This is a genomic window from Rhodococcus sp. JVH1, assembly GCF_000280725.2.
Taxonomy (GTDB): Bacteria; Actinomycetota; Actinomycetes; order Mycobacteriales; family Mycobacteriaceae; genus Rhodococcus_F; species Rhodococcus_F jostii_A.
The window spans coordinates 2,441,806-2,456,175 of the sequence record NZ_CP166289.1; the positions used below are offsets into that span (position 1 = coordinate 2,441,806).

Annotated in this window: 15 protein-coding genes; 8 read left to right on the top strand and 7 right to left on the bottom strand. The window is 69.2% G+C overall.

From position 1 onward, the window contains the following. Window positions 1–9 precede the first annotated feature (9 nt). Window positions 10–2,223, top strand: coding sequence for an acyl-CoA dehydrogenase (locus JVH1_RS11005; protein ID WP_009478097.1), 2,214 nt, complete (start codon window positions 10–12; stop codon window positions 2,221–2,223). Further along, window positions 2,220–3,362 carry a CaiB/BaiF CoA-transferase family protein gene (locus JVH1_RS11010; protein ID WP_009478096.1) on the top strand — a complete coding sequence of 381 codons (1,143 nt, stop codon included), beginning with the start codon at window positions 2,220–2,222 and terminating at the stop codon, window positions 3,360–3,362. Before JVH1_RS11005 ends, JVH1_RS11010 begins: the two co-directional genes overlap by 4 nt. An 11-nt stretch (window positions 3,363–3,373) precedes the next feature. On the opposite strand, the gene JVH1_RS11015 is transcribed toward JVH1_RS11010, so the two are convergent. Beyond that, the gene (locus tag JVH1_RS11015; protein WP_009478095.1) at window positions 3,374–3,835 is read right to left on the bottom strand and encodes a PPOX class F420-dependent oxidoreductase; all 462 of its coding nucleotides are present in this window, start codon (window positions 3,833–3,835) and stop codon (window positions 3,374–3,376) included. A gap of 94 nt (window positions 3,836–3,929) precedes the next feature. Here JVH1_RS11015 and JVH1_RS11020 point away from each other — a divergent pair, with 94 nt between their 5' ends. From JVH1_RS11020 to JVH1_RS11030, 3 genes are read left to right on the top strand one after another with little or no spacing between them, the layout of a single operon-like run. Further along, window positions 3,930–4,622: a FadR/GntR family transcriptional regulator gene (locus JVH1_RS11020; RefSeq protein WP_009478094.1), complete on the top strand. Its 693-nt coding sequence runs from the start codon at window positions 3,930–3,932 to the stop codon at window positions 4,620–4,622. Then, window positions 4,619–5,425 carry an ABC transporter ATP-binding protein gene (locus JVH1_RS11025; RefSeq protein WP_009478093.1) on the top strand — a complete coding sequence of 269 codons (807 nt, stop codon included), beginning with the start codon at window positions 4,619–4,621 and terminating at the stop codon, window positions 5,423–5,425. Before JVH1_RS11020 ends, JVH1_RS11025 begins: the two co-directional genes overlap by 4 nt. 27 nt (window positions 5,426–5,452) lie before the next feature. Further along, window positions 5,453–5,635: a hypothetical protein gene (locus tag JVH1_RS11030; RefSeq protein WP_025431930.1), complete on the top strand. Its 183-nt coding sequence runs from the start codon at window positions 5,453–5,455 to the stop codon at window positions 5,633–5,635. 102 nt (window positions 5,636–5,737) lie between these two features. On the opposite strand, the gene JVH1_RS11035 is transcribed toward JVH1_RS11030, so the two are convergent. The 3 genes from JVH1_RS11035 to JVH1_RS11045 all read right to left on the bottom strand — a co-directional run bounded on the left by JVH1_RS11035 (window position 5,738) and on the right by JVH1_RS11045 (window position 8,991). Beyond that, window positions 5,738–7,225, bottom strand: coding sequence for a DUF4153 domain-containing protein (locus JVH1_RS11035; protein WP_009478092.1), 1,488 nt, complete (start codon window positions 7,223–7,225; stop codon window positions 5,738–5,740). Between the two features lie 78 nt (window positions 7,226–7,303). Continuing rightward, window positions 7,304–8,281: a HAMP domain-containing sensor histidine kinase gene (locus JVH1_RS11040; RefSeq protein WP_011597305.1), complete on the bottom strand. Its 978-nt coding sequence runs from the start codon at window positions 8,279–8,281 to the stop codon at window positions 7,304–7,306. A gap of 23 nt (window positions 8,282–8,304) precedes the next feature. After that, window positions 8,305–8,991, bottom strand: coding sequence for a response regulator transcription factor (locus JVH1_RS11045; RefSeq protein WP_011597304.1), 687 nt, complete (start codon window positions 8,989–8,991; stop codon window positions 8,305–8,307). A gap of 258 nt (window positions 8,992–9,249) precedes the next feature. Here JVH1_RS11045 and JVH1_RS11050 point away from each other — a divergent pair, with 258 nt between their 5' ends. Further along, the gene (locus JVH1_RS11050) at window positions 9,250–9,780 is read left to right on the top strand and encodes a hypothetical protein (RefSeq protein ID WP_009478088.1); all 531 of its coding nucleotides are present in this window, start codon (window positions 9,250–9,252) and stop codon (window positions 9,778–9,780) included. A 21-nt stretch (window positions 9,781–9,801) separates the two neighbouring features. Next, the gene (locus tag JVH1_RS11055) at window positions 9,802–10,068 is read left to right on the top strand and encodes a hypothetical protein (RefSeq protein WP_011597302.1); all 267 of its coding nucleotides are present in this window, start codon (window positions 9,802–9,804) and stop codon (window positions 10,066–10,068) included. Here JVH1_RS11055 and JVH1_RS11060 read toward each other — a convergent pair. Both JVH1_RS11060 and JVH1_RS11065 read right to left on the bottom strand, forming a co-directional pair. Next, window positions 10,018–10,614: a hypothetical protein gene (locus JVH1_RS11060; RefSeq protein ID WP_011597301.1), complete on the bottom strand. Its 597-nt coding sequence runs from the start codon at window positions 10,612–10,614 to the stop codon at window positions 10,018–10,020. The genes JVH1_RS11055 and JVH1_RS11060 overlap by 51 nt on opposite strands. After that, window positions 10,614–12,914: an ATP-dependent DNA ligase gene (locus tag JVH1_RS11065; RefSeq protein WP_043781004.1), complete on the bottom strand. Its 2,301-nt coding sequence runs from the start codon at window positions 12,912–12,914 to the stop codon at window positions 10,614–10,616. Before JVH1_RS11065 ends, JVH1_RS11060 begins: the two co-directional genes overlap by 1 nt. 64 nt (window positions 12,915–12,978) lie before the next feature. On the opposite strand from JVH1_RS11065, the gene JVH1_RS11070 reads away from it, so the two are divergent. Then, the gene (locus JVH1_RS11070) at window positions 12,979–13,893 is read left to right on the top strand and encodes a transporter substrate-binding domain-containing protein (protein WP_029538401.1); all 915 of its coding nucleotides are present in this window, start codon (window positions 12,979–12,981) and stop codon (window positions 13,891–13,893) included. On the opposite strand, the gene JVH1_RS11075 is transcribed toward JVH1_RS11070, so the two are convergent. Further along, on the bottom strand, window positions 13,894–14,325 hold the full coding sequence (locus JVH1_RS11075) for an SRPBCC family protein (protein ID WP_009478084.1): 432 nt from the start codon (window positions 14,323–14,325) through the stop codon (window positions 13,894–13,896). Window positions 14,326–14,370: the final 45 nt, after the last annotated feature.

Consider the following 14,370-nt stretch of genomic DNA (forward strand, 5'->3'; position numbering starts at 1 on the left):
GGCCCCGACATGGCCAAGAACACGTACGAGCTCGGGCTCGGGCTGACCGAGGAACACCGGGCCCTCGCCGACTCGGTCCGCGCTTTCGCCGAACGCACCATCACCTCCGATCATGTCCGGACCGCGGTCGAGTCCACCAGCGAGGACAAGTTCCCGCCGTTCTGGGATGCACTCGTCAGTCAGGACCTGCTGGGACTGCACATCCCCGAGGACAAGGGCGGTCACGGCGCCGGGCTCCTCACGTTGGCGGTGGCTCTCGAAGCGCTGGGCCGGACGGCCGCTCCGGGTCCGTTCGTCCCGACCGCGCTGTCCGCCGCGCTCGTGGCGGCCGCGGATTCCAAGGTCGGCATCGAGGTGATGCCGGGTCTTCTCGACGGATCACACACCGCCGCAGTCGCGTTGGGCCGCCCACTCGATGCGTCGGCGCGCGAAGGCGGATACCGCGTCACCGGGGTCGCGGACGCGGTTCTCGGCGGCGAACACGCCGACATCCTGCTACTCCCGATCACCGTCGGCGACGACGTCCGCTGGGCCGTCGTCGATTCGGCGGACGTCACCGTGACGGTGCAGGACGGCATCGACGTGCTCCGCGGTTCGACACGGATCACGGTCGACGCCGTGCACGTGGGCGCCGACCGGATCCTCGACGGTCTGAGCGCGCAGCGCGTCCGGTCCGTCGCCACCGTCGTTCTCGGTGCGGAGGCGATCGGTGTGATGTCGTGGTGCGTGTCCACCGCATCCGAGTACGCGAAGACGCGGGTGCAGTTCGGGCGTCCGATCGGCCAGTTCCAGGGCGTCAAGCACAAGTGCGCCCACATGGGCATCGCACTGGAGAAGGCGCGCGCGGTGCTGTGGGATGCCGCCTCCGCTCTCGACAACGGCGACGACACCGCCGATTTCGCCGCGGACATCGCCGCCGTCGTCGTTCCCGACGCCGCGGTGCAGTGCGCACAGGACTGCATCCAGGTCCACGGCGGCATCGGATTCACCTGGGAGCACGACGCGCACCTGTTCTACCGCCGGGCGCTGGCCATCCGGGGGCTCCTCGGCACCCGGGAGGAGCGGGCCACTCGGGTTGCCGACCAGTCCCTCGCAGGCATCGCCCGCACCTCCGAACTGGAACTGCCGGGCGAAGCCGAGGCGATCCGCGCCGAGGTGCGGGCGGAACTCGCCCCGCTGGTGGGCCTCGACGAGGACGACCAGCTGATCGCACTCGGCGACGGCGGATGGGTGCAGCCGCACCTGCCGAAGCCATACGGGCGCAGCGCGTCCCCGCTCGAGCAGATCGTCATCGCCCAGGAGATCAAGGCCGCCGGAATCCCGATGCCGCAGCTGCTGATGGGCGGCTGGGCGGTGCAGGCCGTCGTCGCCCACGGCACGGACGCGCAGAAGCGGGATCTCGCCGTCCCCACGCTGCGCGGAGATCTCGTGTGGTGCCAGCTGTTCAGCGAACCGGGGGCTGGTTCCGACCTGGCGTCGCTGACGACGAAGGCCGAGAAGGTCGACGGCGGCTGGACGGTGACCGGCCAGAAGATCTGGACCACGGTGGCACAGTTCTCCGACTGGGCGATGCTGATCGCCCGCACCGACCCGTCCAGGCCGAAACACGAGGGCATCACGTACTTCGTGCTGGACATGTCGACGCCGGGGGTGACCGTCCGGCCGCTGCGCGAGATGACCGGGTCGGCCCTGTTCAACGAGGTCTTCCTCGACGACGTGTTCATCCCGGACGAGAACGTGGTCGGGAACGTGAACGACGGCTGGAACGTGGCCCGCACGACCCTCGCGGGCGAGCGGGTGGCCCTGAGCCAGAAGATGGAGGCCTACGCCACCGACAAGGATCTGCTGCAGTTCGCCCGCGGCCGCGACCTCGGCCCGCTGGCACGCTTCCGCGTCGGCGAACTGGTTGCCGAGAGCCAGGCAATCGATCTGATCGGCGCACGGATCGTGCTGAAGCAACTGTCGGGGGCGGACGTGAGCACCACGTCCAGCGTCGGGAAGCTGCTGGGCATGGGGCTCGGACAGTCGATCGCCGAGTTCGTCGTCGCCGAACTGGGGGCGGCGGGCGCCGTCAGCATTCCCGGGGAGCCGAGCGACAAGGCGATGGAGCAGTTGATCGCCGGCCGCGCCACCACCATCTACGGCGGCACCACCGAGGTGCAGCTCAACGTGATCGGGGAACGCATGCTCGGACTGCCCCGCGACGCGCAGGGGGTGTCGTGACCGGCGGGCCGCTGAGCGGGCTGACCGTCGTCGAGATTGCGAGCCTCGCGCCCGCCCCGTTCGGGTGCATGATCCTCGCCGACCTCGGCGCGGACGTGATCCGCGTCGAGCGGGCGGGTGACGGCGGCAGCGGGCTGATGGCGCCGTCGGGTGTACTCGACCGCGGACGACGATCGATCGCCGTGAACCTGCGGACTCCGGAGGGGCTGGAGGCCGTCCTGACACTCGTCGAAGCAGCCGACATCCTCGTCGAGGGTTTCCGTCCCGGCGTCGCGGAACGCCTGGGCATCGGCCCCGACGACTGCCTGTCCCGCAACCCCGGACTGATCTACGGGCGCATGACCGGCTGGGGCCAGGAAGGACCCCTCGCACCGCGGGCCGGGCACGACATCAACTACATCGCGCTCGCGGGCGCGCTCGAACCCATCGGGCGCGCCGGCGAGCGGCCGGTGCCGCCGCTGAACCTGTTGGGCGACTTCGGCGGTGGCGGCCTGATGTTGACGATGGGGATCCTGGCCGCGCTGCACGAGCGTTCCCGGTCGGGCCGCGGACAGGTGGTGGACGCGTCGATGGTCGACGGCGCGGCCCTGCTGACGGCGTTCGTCCACGGCATGAACGCCGCCGGTCTGTGGCAGGAGGGTCGGGAGCGGAACGTCCTCGACGGGGCCGCCGCGTTCTACGACACCTACGAGTGCGCCGACGGTCTGCACGTGGCGGTCGGGTGCGTCGAACCGCACTTCTACGGTGAACTCCTCGACGTGCTGGGGTTGAGCGGCGAGGATCTGCCGTTGCAGTACGACCTCGATGCGGCGCCGGAACTGAAGAAGCGCCTCGCCGAGGTGTTCGCGACCCGGCCGCGGGACGACTGGGCGGCACTCTTCGCCGATTCCGACGCGTGCGTGTCGCCCGTCCTGTCGCCGTGGGAGGCGCACGAGCACCCCCACAACAAGGAACGGGAGACGTTCGTCGAGGTGGGTGGCATCCGCCAGCCCGCACCGGCACCGCGCTTCAGCCGCACCCCGGCGCCCGTTCCCCGGCCGGCCCCGCGGCCCGGGCAGGACACCGATGCGATCCTCGCGCAGGCCGGTTACGACCCGTCGCGCATCGAGCAGCTGCGCTCGGCGGGTGCCGTCGAGTAGGTGACGGGGACCTATCCGCGATCGGCGTCCGGCGGGAAGCCACCGGTCGCGATGGGTCCCCACTCGTCGATGGTGATCCGGATGAGGCTCTTGTTCTGCTTCCGCATGGCGTCCCGGTACTCGTCCCAGTCGGGATGCTCACCGGAGATGCCGCGGAAGTACTCCACCAGCGGCTCGAGTGCGTCGGGCATGTCCAGTACCTCGGCCGTTCCGTCGATCTGCACGTAAGCGCCGTTGAACTCGTCGGAGAGCACGCAGACGCTCACGGCGGGGTCGTGTCGCACGTTCGCGGCCTTGGCGCGCTGCGGGTAGGTGGAGACGACGATCCGCCCTTCCGAGTCGAGTCCCGACGTGACCGGGGAGATCTGCAGGCCGCCGGAGCGCTTCCGGGTGATCAGCACGCTGCGATGGCGGGGCCGGACGAAGTCGAGCAACTCTTCCCGCGTGACACGGTCTGCGGTGGCGATGGCCATGGTGCACCTCTCCTCTGCTGCGTTGGTTCTCTCCGGTTCACCATAGGCTCCACCACAGTCCTCAGACGTCTGAGGACTGTGCTAGCGTCGCCGAATGGCCGGACGTCACACCCTCCGCAGCGGACCGCTGGTACCCCAGCTCGAGGAACTCCTCACCGCCTGGATCCGTGACGGCAAGTGGGCCCTCGGCAGCCGCATCCCCAGCGAGGCCGAACTGGCCACCGAACTCGGTGTCGGCCGCTCCTCCGTGCGCGAGGCGGTCCGGCTGCTCGCCCGCGACGGCCTGCTCGACGTGCGGCACGGCGTCGGCACGTTCGTCGCGAAACCACCCACGGGCGGTGCGGGACTCGGGAAGCTGCTGCGCCGCGCCCGCCTGCTCGAGGTGTACGAGGTGCGGCGAGCCCTCGAGATCGAGGCCGCCCGACTCGCCGCGGAACGCGCAGGCCCCGAGGATCTGCGGCGACTGCGAGAGCAGCTGTCGGCCCGGCACGACAGCACCACCGAGTCGACCGCCGTCTTCGTCGCGGCCGACCTCGACTTCCACGCCGCGATCCTGGAGATCGCAGGCAACTCGATCCTGTCCGCCCTGTTCGATTCGATCCGGCCGCTGCTCGTCGACGCGCTCGCCGAACTCGTCGACCACGAACCGGGCAGACCCGACACCAGCTGCGCGCACGACGACCTGGTGCGCGCGCTGGAAGCAGGCGATGCCGGGGCGGCTGTCGCCGCCACCGCCGCCAACCTCGATCCGACCATGTCGATTCTGCGGAAAGGCGAACATCAGTGACCACCCCCAACTCGGTCGTCAGCACCGACCACGTCGACCTCGTGCGGAGCGGGCGATATCTGCTCAGCGACATCACCCTCCACATCGAACGCGGACAGCACTGGGTGCTGCTCGGCGCGAACGGTGCGGGCAAGAGCACGCTGCTGAGCATGCTCGGCGCCTTTGCTCATCCGACCCACGGCACCGTCCACGTCCTCGGCCATCAGCTGGGCCGGGTCGACATGCGGGAGTTGCGCGCCCACATCGGGCACGTGAACCCGCGACACCGGATCGACGCGCCGCTGACGGTGCGCGACGTCGTGCTCACCGGTCTCACCAACACACCCGAGTTCGTGCCGAGGTGGGCACCGACCGCCGGCCAGGTCGCCCGCGCCGACGAACTCATCGCGTCCCTCGGCATGCAGAAGCACGCGGACGCCCTGTGGCCCAACCTGTCCCAGGGCGAACGCGGACGCGCCCTGATCGCGCGAGCCCTCATGGCCGAGCCGCAACTCCTCCTGCTCGACGAGCCCGCCACCGGCCTGGATCTGGCTGCGCGAGAACAACTCCTCACCGCACTCGACGAACTGCGCGAAACGTACCCGAGCCTCGCCAGCATCCTCGTCACCCACCACCTCGAGGAAATCCCGACCACCACCACCCACGCCGTCCTCATCCGCGACGGCCGGGTGATCGCACAGGGCCCCGTCACGGACGTCCTCACCACCGACACCATCAGCGAATGCTTCGACCACCCGATCGAGATCACCCGGCAACGCGGGCGGTGGGTCGCGCAGACGCGGGTGCCCGAGACGGTCGGATAACCGCCGACGCGGTGCACACTGGTGGGTATGGCACGAGGCGACCACCCTCAGCGCACCCCGTTCTACGGTGTGGTGCTCATCGTCGTCGCACTGGCGGCGGCGATGATCGTGAACCGCACCGCACCCGTCTGGGTGCAGGTGCCGGTCTACGTCCTGGCCGTGCTCGCCGCCATGGCCGGCTTCGTCATGACGTTCCGCGACCGGTCGTGAGTGGGTAGCGCTCGGCGCGCCACAGCCGCACGGCCATTGGCCCGGTTCCCACGCAATTGCCTGTGACTCGGGCAAATCCGCCGGCAAACCGCGCGAGAACCGCTACGACCCCGCCCGCTCACACGAGCCGACGGGATGCGCGGCCATCAGATCCTTCGCGCGGCTGCGTGCCGCGTTGTACTCGTACCATTGCGACTCTCCCCTCACCTGCCGGTCGAGTCGGTACAGGGCGCACGACCGTTCCGGTTCGGGCAGCCGATCCAGAGCGGGGACGGCGTCGACGGACAGCGAATCGAGGTAGCTCACGTCGATCCGCCCGGTCTCGCCGAACCGCTCCACATTCTTCCTGGCGACGTACGCGTCCGGATCGATCGCGGCGAGCAGGAGCACCCCACCCACCGCGGATGCCAGGACGGCACGCGGCAACCACCGCCCCGACAACCGGACGCCTGCCGCGATCAGCAACACGAACACCAACCCCAGCCACAGTTCCGTCACCGTCACGGTCACCCGCAGCCGCGTGTACCCGTACTGGTTCTCGTACAGCGACATCCGGTGGATCGCCGAGGCCACGATGACGAGCGTCAACACGCAGAGCAATCCCAGCAGCACGCGCACGAGGATGCGATCCACCACCTCCACTCGCGCCGCCTTCCGGACCGCGACGGCGATCACCACCAGTGTCAGCGCGGTCACCGCCAGCAACTGCCAGAAGCCCTGTCGCGCGTACTCGGCGTACGTCAGGTCTGCCGTGGTCAGCACGTGCGTGCTCCCACCGAACAGCACCGTCAACTGCACCGCGACGAACCCGAGGAACAACAGATCCAGCAGTGCGAGCGGAAACGCCCACTCCCACCGGGCAACCGGACGCCCCGGCCCGGGGGCGAGTGCGTCGACGCGGGGCGTCCGCCTCAGCAGGTACGCGGCCCCCAGCGTTCCCCCGCACACCAGGACGCCGAGCACGAACCGCCCGACCGGATTCGACACGTGGACGGTCGGTGCGGCTCTGCCGAGCAAGGCGGCGAAACCCGCGTCCGCGCCGACGAACAGCGAACCGAAGACCAGGAGCAGCACGGCCGTCACGGCCGCGACACCGAGAGCCCTACCCACCGGCACCTTCCCGCTCGAATGCCACCGCCTCACACCTCGACGCGTCCACCGCGCCACCCGCAGCGGTGTGAACCACAACGCGAACGACCCGGCCGCCAACCCCGTCCACGTGCGTCCGCCGACGAGGGCGAACGACCCGACCACCCAGCTCAGCGCCACACAGACCGCGGCCAGCCACCCCGCACCGCGGACGCTGAGCACGGCCAGCAGGGCGAGGGCACCGAGGATCGCGACGGACTGAACAGCCGTCGGCATCGTCCTGCGCGTCGCGAACACCGCGACGGCAACCGCGGCGCCGGTGACGACGTAGCCGAGGCCGACCACCGTGACCTGCAGCGTCAGCGCCGCGACCACGCCTGCCGCCAAGGCCGCGAGGACTATCGGCCGTGGAGCCATCGACGTCCGGTCGCGGCGCCAGGCACGTCTCGGCCAGAAGTCGCCCGACGGGGGCGCGGCGGGTTGTGGGGGTGCGATGGTCATGGTTCCCTCCCTGGTTGTCGCTGCCGGATGAAGGCAGGCGTCATCGCGGGACGTCGCGTCCCGGTTGTGGATCGGTAGTCAGGCGGCGGGCAGACTCACCCGGATACAGCAGCCTTCGGCCGTGTCGACGACCTCGATGCGGCCGTCGTGGAGATCCACCGCCCAGCGGGCGATGGCGAGTCCGAGGCCGGTCCCACCGTCGGTGGAGCCGCCGCGGGTGAACCGCTCGAACACCCGCGACCGCTCGCCGGGCGCGATACCGGGGCCGTCGTCCTCCACCTCGATGATCACGCCGCCCGCGTCCGGTCTGGCACGGACGACCACCCGGGTGCGCGCCGGGCCGTGCCGAAACGCGTTGTCAACGAGATTCGTCACCACCTGATGCAAGCGTGCGGTGTCCGCGTCGGCGCGCAGGTGCGGCGGCTGCACGTCGACGATCACCTGCCGCGGTCGCCGCGGGTCCTCCGACTGCCGCACCACGTCCTCGAGGAACTCACGGACCGGAAAGTTCTCCCGTTCGAGTTGCACCGCACCGCCTTCCACCCTCGACAGGTCCAGCAACTCGGCGACGAGGCGGCCGAGCCGCTCGGTCTGGTCGAGCGCCACCCGCATCCGGGCGGGGTCGGGTTCCTCCACCCCGTCGACGATGTTCTCGAGGAGTGCCTGCAGAGCGGAGATCGGTGTACGGAGTTCGTGTGAGACGTTGCCGATGAGTTCGCGGCGATACCGGTCGGCGGCCTCGAGGTCCTCCGCCATCTGGTTGAACGCGCGAGCCAGCTCGCCGATCTCGTCCCGCGACGTCGACCGCACCCGGCGTGAATAGTCGCCGGTCGCCATCGCGCGGGCCGCGGCGGTCATCGCGCGGAGCGGAGACGTCATGCCGTGCGCGAGGATCTGGGTCACGGCCAACGACACCAGCAACGCCAGCACCAGCGCGTATCGGAACGGCCAGCGAGCGGTCACCCAGAACGTCAGCGAAGCGAAGAACAACGCGGCCACGACGAGAAGACCGGTCTTCACCTTGAACGATCGCAGCGGATCGAGAGGTCGGGGCATCCTGTCCAGGATCCGGCCCGCGCTCACCGCTGCACGTCCAGGGCATAGCCGACGCCGTGCACGGTGCGGATCAGGTCGCCGCCGAGTTTTCGGCGCAGCGCCTTCACGTGACTGTCGACGGTCCGGCTACCCGCCCCGTCACCCCACCCCCACACCTCCGCGAGGAGCGACTCCCGTGCGATCGCCGCGCGCGGCCGGGAGGCGAAGTACGCAAGCAGGTCGAATTCGGTTCGCGTCAGATGAATTTCGTCGACGCCGCGCCGGACACGACGCTCCACGAGGTCCACCTCGATGTCGCCGACGGACAGTCCGTCCCGCTCGGCCGGCACGGTCTCCTGGGCACGATCGGCCCGCCGCAGCAGCGCGTGCACCCGCGCCACCAGCACCCGCATGCTGAACGGCTTGCTCAGGTAGTCGTCGGCACCCACGCCGAGACCGATCAGCATGTCCGTTTCGTCGGCGCGCGCGGTGAGCATCAGCACCGGCACCGGCCGCGACGCCTGGACGCGCCGGCACACCTCTAGGCCGTCGTATCCCGGCAGCATCACGTCCAGTACCAGAACGTCGGGCGACGAGGCCTCGCACTCAGCGACGGCGGAGGGACCGTCCGACGCCGTCACGACGTCGAAGCCTTCCGCCCGCAACCGCGCCGCGACCGCCTCGCGGATCGTCGCCTCGTCGTCGACGACGAGCACTCTTCGCTGGCCCATTCCCCGACTGTATTGGGCGCACGTGCGGATCCCCGTCAGAGCTTGTGAAGATTCTGTGCAGGTTTGCCCGCGGTTCCGCCGCGGGGTGGGAGATGCGCACCCTGGGGTGCCTGTCGAAAGGCTCGCGCCCGGCGCAAGCTTGGTCTATCAGCCCAGCTAGACACCCCAAACCACCGGAGGCATCCCATCGTCCACACCGCAACTCGCATCGCGATCGGCGCAACCGCCGCCCTCACGTTCTCCCTCGCAGGAGCCGCAGTGATCGTTCTTGCCGGTGGACATACCGACGGGGCTCCGACCCCGAGTTCGGAGGGGGCCGTCTCGCAGCAGCAGCCGGCTCCGGCGATCGCGCCGGCCCCGAGTCGGATCGTCGTCGCAGACCCCGGCTACTCGGTGAATCCCGGGTACTCGGCGCCCGGCTACCCGGCAGACACCGAAACGGTTGCGCCGGGACCGGGTGTCGTTCCGCCCGTCGTGGCGGCACCGCCCATCGTCCGAGCACCGATCGCCCAGCCGCCGGTTGTCCCGCAGCCCATCGCCCAGCCGCCCATCGCCCAGCCTCCCGTCGTGGTGGACCCGCCCGTCGTCGTCGACCCGCCCGTCGTCGTCGACCCTGTTCACCCGCCGAAGGGTCCGTTCGAAGGACCGGGCCAGGTCGAGCCGGGCGTTCTCGAACCCGAAACCAATCCGTTCCCCGTCGGCGGCGGCCCGAAGCCTGCCCCGCCCGCGGCCCCGCAGTCGCCCGGCGGAGTCGGCCCCGTCGACGGCGGAACCGTCGTCGGCCCCTGATCACCGGAGGAAATCCACACCATGTCCCACACCAAGACCCGTATCGCGATCGGCGGGGGCGCGGCCTTCGTCCTCTCGGTCGTCGGAGCCGCCGGGATCGCCGTCGCCGGCGGCACGGCGTCACCGACCGCCGAGGTGAGTGTCTCCGAGCGGCACCAGGACGAGGACACGACGTCCGCGCCCCTACCGGTCTTCACACCCCCGGCGCTGCACACCCCGACACAGGAACCGCCCGGGTCATTCGACACCGCGTCGGCCGGCCCATTCGAACCAGCCCCCTGGCGGTAACTCGAGTTCCGGCGGCTGCTGTCGACCGTCCGGTGCCTCGACGAGCGCGTGAACCGGTTCCGGCCACAGTGTCTCCACCCGCTCGGCGGCTTCGGCGAAGACGGCGGAATCGAGGTCGGTCCGAGATTCCGGAACCCCGAAGTAGGGCCACGCCGTGATCATCGACCAGCGTTTCGGCGGCGGGAGCGGCTGGAGAAAATACGTCTTGTCCGCGGTGAGCGGTCCGCCGCGCCCTGCCCCGCCGTGCAGGCCGTCGGTCATGCGAGCGCCGGGAAGGTTCGTGAACACACTGCCGTCCGCGTACTCGATTCCGAACAGAAACGGCCCGCTGCTCTTCGCCGACGCGGGTTTGCCGAAGCCGAACATGTCGAGCAGCACCGTGGACTCGGGTCTGCGTGCCTGGATCGTGAATTCGACACCACAGCTGTACACGTGAACGTCGGTCAGCCACAGCACGAGCGACTCGGTGCGGGCCAGCACGGTGCCGACCGGCACGGAGACGGGGATCTCGTTCTCCGGGGTCGACTGGAATCGGATACCGGTCATCACGAGACCTCCACTTCGACGTCCTCGGGTGCCTTGTCGTCCCTGAGCCCACGCCAGCTGGGGTGCCGCAGTCTCTTCGAGCCGGTCCAATCCATGAACCGCACCTCCGCCACCAGTGTCGGGGTGACCCACACGGCCCCCTTGCGGTCGGCGGTGGGCAGGTCTTCGACGAACGGACTGGTGTCGGTTTCCAGCGGCCCCAGGGTAGATGCGAGTTCCTGCAGATCCCGTTCGGTGAAGCCGGTTCCGACGCGCCCGATGTAGCGCAGCCCACCGTCCTCGGGAACGCCGAGCAGGACCGACCCGATTCCCGTGGACCGCCCGCCCTGACCCCGGCGCCACCCGCCGATCACGGCTTCCTGTGTGCGCCAGTTCTTCACCTTGATCCAGCTCGACCCCCGCTTGCCCGGCAAGTACACTGACTCGCGGCGTTTGGCCACGACACCTTCCCAGCCCTTGCCGCGGCTCTCGTCCAGAGCGTCCTGCGCGGACCCGTGCAGTTGCGGCGGAACGACCAGGTCGTCCACCTTGGCCGCCAGGGCTTCGAGGACGCGGCGCCGGTCGGTGTACTTCTTGCGTAACAACGACACTCCGTCGAGATACAGCACGTCGAACGCGAGGAAGTGCGGCTCGTTGCCCTGCTGCAGGAGGCCGAAGTTCGCGACACCCCGCTCGTCGAACGCGACCACTTCACCGTCGAGGACCACCTCGTGGTCGCCGAGAGCGTCTGCCAGCCAACCCAATCGGGCGTAGTCGCGGGTCTTGTCGTTGCCCGCCCGGCTCGTCAGCTTCAGCTCGCCGCCACTGATCTCGGCGATCACCCTGATCCCGTCCCACTTTCCTTCGAACGCCCACTCGTCGGCGTCCAGTCCGTCGAGGGTGCCGGGGCTCGCGAGCATCGGCGACAGTCCCCGCGGCAGTTCGGACGTGTGCGACCCACCCGGGGTCTGATCCTTCATCAGATGCATCAGCCACTGGTCGCCCTTCGTGCGGATCAGCGCGAACCGGCCCTCCACCTGCTCGCCGTGCAACTGGACGATCACCTCGTCGTCCCGCCACTTCTCGGTGTCATACGTTCCCGTGTCCCAGATGGTCATCTCGCCGCCGCCGTACTCGCCCTTCGGGATGGTCCCGGAGAACGTGAGGTATTCGAGCGGGTGATCCTCGGTGTGCACCGCGAGCCGGTTCTCCCCCGTCGTCGTCGGCACGTTCTTCGGCACCGCCCACGACACGAGCACCCCCTCGCGTTCGAGCCGCAGATCGTAGTGGAGACGCCGGGCGTGATGTTCCTGGATGACGAAGCTGTTACCCTCCCCTGGCTGCACCGTGTCCGGCATCGGCTCGGGTGTCCGTCCGGGATCACGCTTGCGGCGGTACTCGGCGAGGGTGGCGTCGTTCTCGATCGGCGGATCGAGTCCGGCGAGCAGGTCGCCGTCCGACTCCCACCGTTCGAGCACTTCCTCGAACCGCAGCTGCCGTAGGTCGGGGTCGTCGAGTTCGTCCCAGCTCCGCGGCGCCGCGACATACGGCTGGGCGCGCCCCCGCAGCGAATACGGCGCGATGGTGGTCTTGGACGGATTGTTCTGGCTCCAGTCGACGAAGACCTTTCCCGCGCGCACCGCTTTGGCCATGGTGGCGGTGACGAGTTCGGGCCGCAGCTTCTCCAGTCCCGTCGCCACCTGCTTCGCGACGGTCGACGCGCCCGAACCGTCCAGCTTCCGGTCGAGCGGCACGTACAGATGAATACCCTTGCTGCCGCTGGTGACCGGGTACGCGGTCCAGCCGAGGTTCGCGACCAGGTCGCGCACGGCCCGTGCCACCTCCGCGCATTCGACCAGGCCCACACCGGGACCGGGGTCGAGGTCGAAGACGATCCGGGTGGCGGGACCCCGATGTGGTCCGTCGAACCGCCACTGCGGCACGTGCAGTTCGAGTGCGGCCTGCTGCCCCGCCCACGCCAGGGCCGCGACCGAGTTCAGGAGCGGATAGTGCACCGACCGATCCGAGTGCTCGAGTGCACGGCGCTCCAACCACGCCGGTGCGGAGGCCGCGAGGTTCTTCTCGAAGAACGGCTCGCTGTCCACCCCGTTGGGCCAGCGTTTACGGGTGGCGGGGCGGTCGACGACGTGCGGGAGCATGGCGGGGGCGATCCGCGTGTAATAGTCGATGACCTCGCCCTTCGTCGTTTCCGATTCCGGGTAGAGGACCTTGCCGAGATTGGTCAGGGACAGGCGATGTCCGTCGACCGTCAGTTGCCGGGTTCCCGCAGTGGCCACGCGCGCCTCCCTCCGCCGATACATACATATTGTGCGCCGCGCGGCCGCTTCGCTGGCCGGATCGCCACCCGCCAGGCAAGATGGCGTGGTGCACCGAGGTCCCAAGACAGCCGTCGCCGCCATATCCGCTGCACTGACATTGCTCGCCGGATCCTGCTCCACCGACACCGCGTCGGAGGTCGACGCCCAGGCCGAAGCCTCGACGATTCCCGAAGCGTTCACCAAACTTCCGTCCACCCGCGCGGTCGGCGACTGCGCCCCCGGCAGCGGCGTCACCGCGCGGGACGGCGTGGTCACCATCGCCACCGACAGTCCGTCGTACCAGCCGTGGTTCGTCGACGGTGACCCGTCCAACGGCAAGGGCTACGAGGGCGCCGTCGCCCGGGAAGTGGTCGAGAAGCTGGGATACGGTCCGGACCAGGTGCAATTCGAGACCGTCGCATTCAACGACGCGCTGGCGCCCGGCGAGAAGAACTTCGATTTCGCCATCGACCAGTTCACGATCGTCGACACCCGGCGCGAGACGGTCGATTTCAGTTCGCCCTATTACGCCGTCACGCAGTCGGTGCTGGCGCTGAAGAACTCTCCCGCTGCGCGAGCCAAGTCGCTCGCCGACCTCGCGCCGTTCCGTCTCGGGGCGCAGGTGGGGTCCACCAGTTTCGACGCCATCACCCAGACCGTGCAGCCCCGCCAGACACCGGTCAGTTTCACCACCACCGACGACGCCAAGGCAGCCCTGGCCGCGGGCGACATCGACGCACTGGTGGTCGACATCCCGACCGGATTTCAGATCACCGCCAACGAGGTGAAGGACAGTGTCCTCGTCGGGCAGTTCCCGCGCCCCAACGCCGTCACCGAATTCTTCGGCCTCGTGCTGGAGAAGAACAGTCCGCTCACCGCGTGCGTCTCGGCGGCCGTCGATTCGCTCTACGCCGACGGGACGCTGGACGCCCTTGCCGCCGAGTGGATCACCGACACCGGCGGCGCGCACGTCCTCGACTGATCAGGCGTATAGCTCGACGAACGTCTTCAGGGACTTCTCGATGTCGCCCTTCAGCGCCTTCGCGACACCTGAGCCGATGGGCCCGAACAGCGGTGCGCCACCGAGTTCGATGGTGAACGCCACCTCGGACGCATCACCCTTCGCCTTGACGTCGAGCACCATTCCGAGCTTCACGCCGCCCTTGCCGTCACCCTTGAGAACGATGCGGTTCGGGGCGTCGTACTCCTTGATCGTCCACTTCACGCGATTGCGGAGTCCCTTGACCGTCACGACGGAACTGATCTCGGTTCCGGCCGTGAGGGTCTCGGGAAGTTCGCCGCGCCAGCCGTCGTGGACCACGAACCACTTGTCGAAGTCCTGCAGATTCGAGGCCTTGTCCCAGGTGTCCTGGGGGCTGAGGGGAACATCGGTCTTGACCGTGAGTTTCGCCATTGGTGCAGCCTAACGGCCTGTGAGTACTTATTAACCGCGGGCGGT

Excerpts from the sequence above, each read along its gene's own strand:
- JVH1_RS11005 (WP_009478097.1), top strand. The coding sequence starts at position 10 with ATGGCCAAGAACACGTACGAGCTCGGGCTCGGGCTGACCGAGGAACAC.
- JVH1_RS11015 (WP_009478095.1), bottom strand. The coding sequence starts at position 3,835 with ATGGCCATCGCCACCGCAGACCGTGTCACGCGGGAAGAGTTGCTCGAC.
- JVH1_RS11020 (WP_009478094.1), top strand. The coding sequence starts at position 3,930 with ATGGCCGGACGTCACACCCTCCGCAGCGGACCGCTGGTACCCCAGCTC.
- JVH1_RS11030 (WP_025431930.1), top strand. The coding sequence starts at position 5,453 with ATGGCACGAGGCGACCACCCTCAGCGCACCCCGTTCTACGGTGTGGTG.
- JVH1_RS11035 (WP_009478092.1), bottom strand. The coding sequence starts at position 7,225 with ATGACCATCGCACCCCCACAACCCGCCGCGCCCCCGTCGGGCGACTTC.
- JVH1_RS11040 (WP_011597305.1), bottom strand. The coding sequence starts at position 8,281 with ATGCCCCGACCTCTCGATCCGCTGCGATCGTTCAAGGTGAAGACCGGT.
- JVH1_RS11045 (WP_011597304.1), bottom strand. The coding sequence starts at position 8,991 with ATGGGCCAGCGAAGAGTGCTCGTCGTCGACGACGAGGCGACGATCCGC.
- JVH1_RS11055 (WP_011597302.1), top strand. The coding sequence starts at position 9,802 with ATGTCCCACACCAAGACCCGTATCGCGATCGGCGGGGGCGCGGCCTTC.
- JVH1_RS11060 (WP_011597301.1), bottom strand. The coding sequence starts at position 10,614 with ATGACCGGTATCCGATTCCAGTCGACCCCGGAGAACGAGATCCCCGTC.
- JVH1_RS11065 (WP_043781004.1), bottom strand. The coding sequence starts at position 12,914 with ATGTATCGGCGGAGGGAGGCGCGCGTGGCCACTGCGGGAACCCGGCAA.
- JVH1_RS11075 (WP_009478084.1), bottom strand. The coding sequence starts at position 14,325 with ATGGCGAAACTCACGGTCAAGACCGATGTTCCCCTCAGCCCCCAGGAC.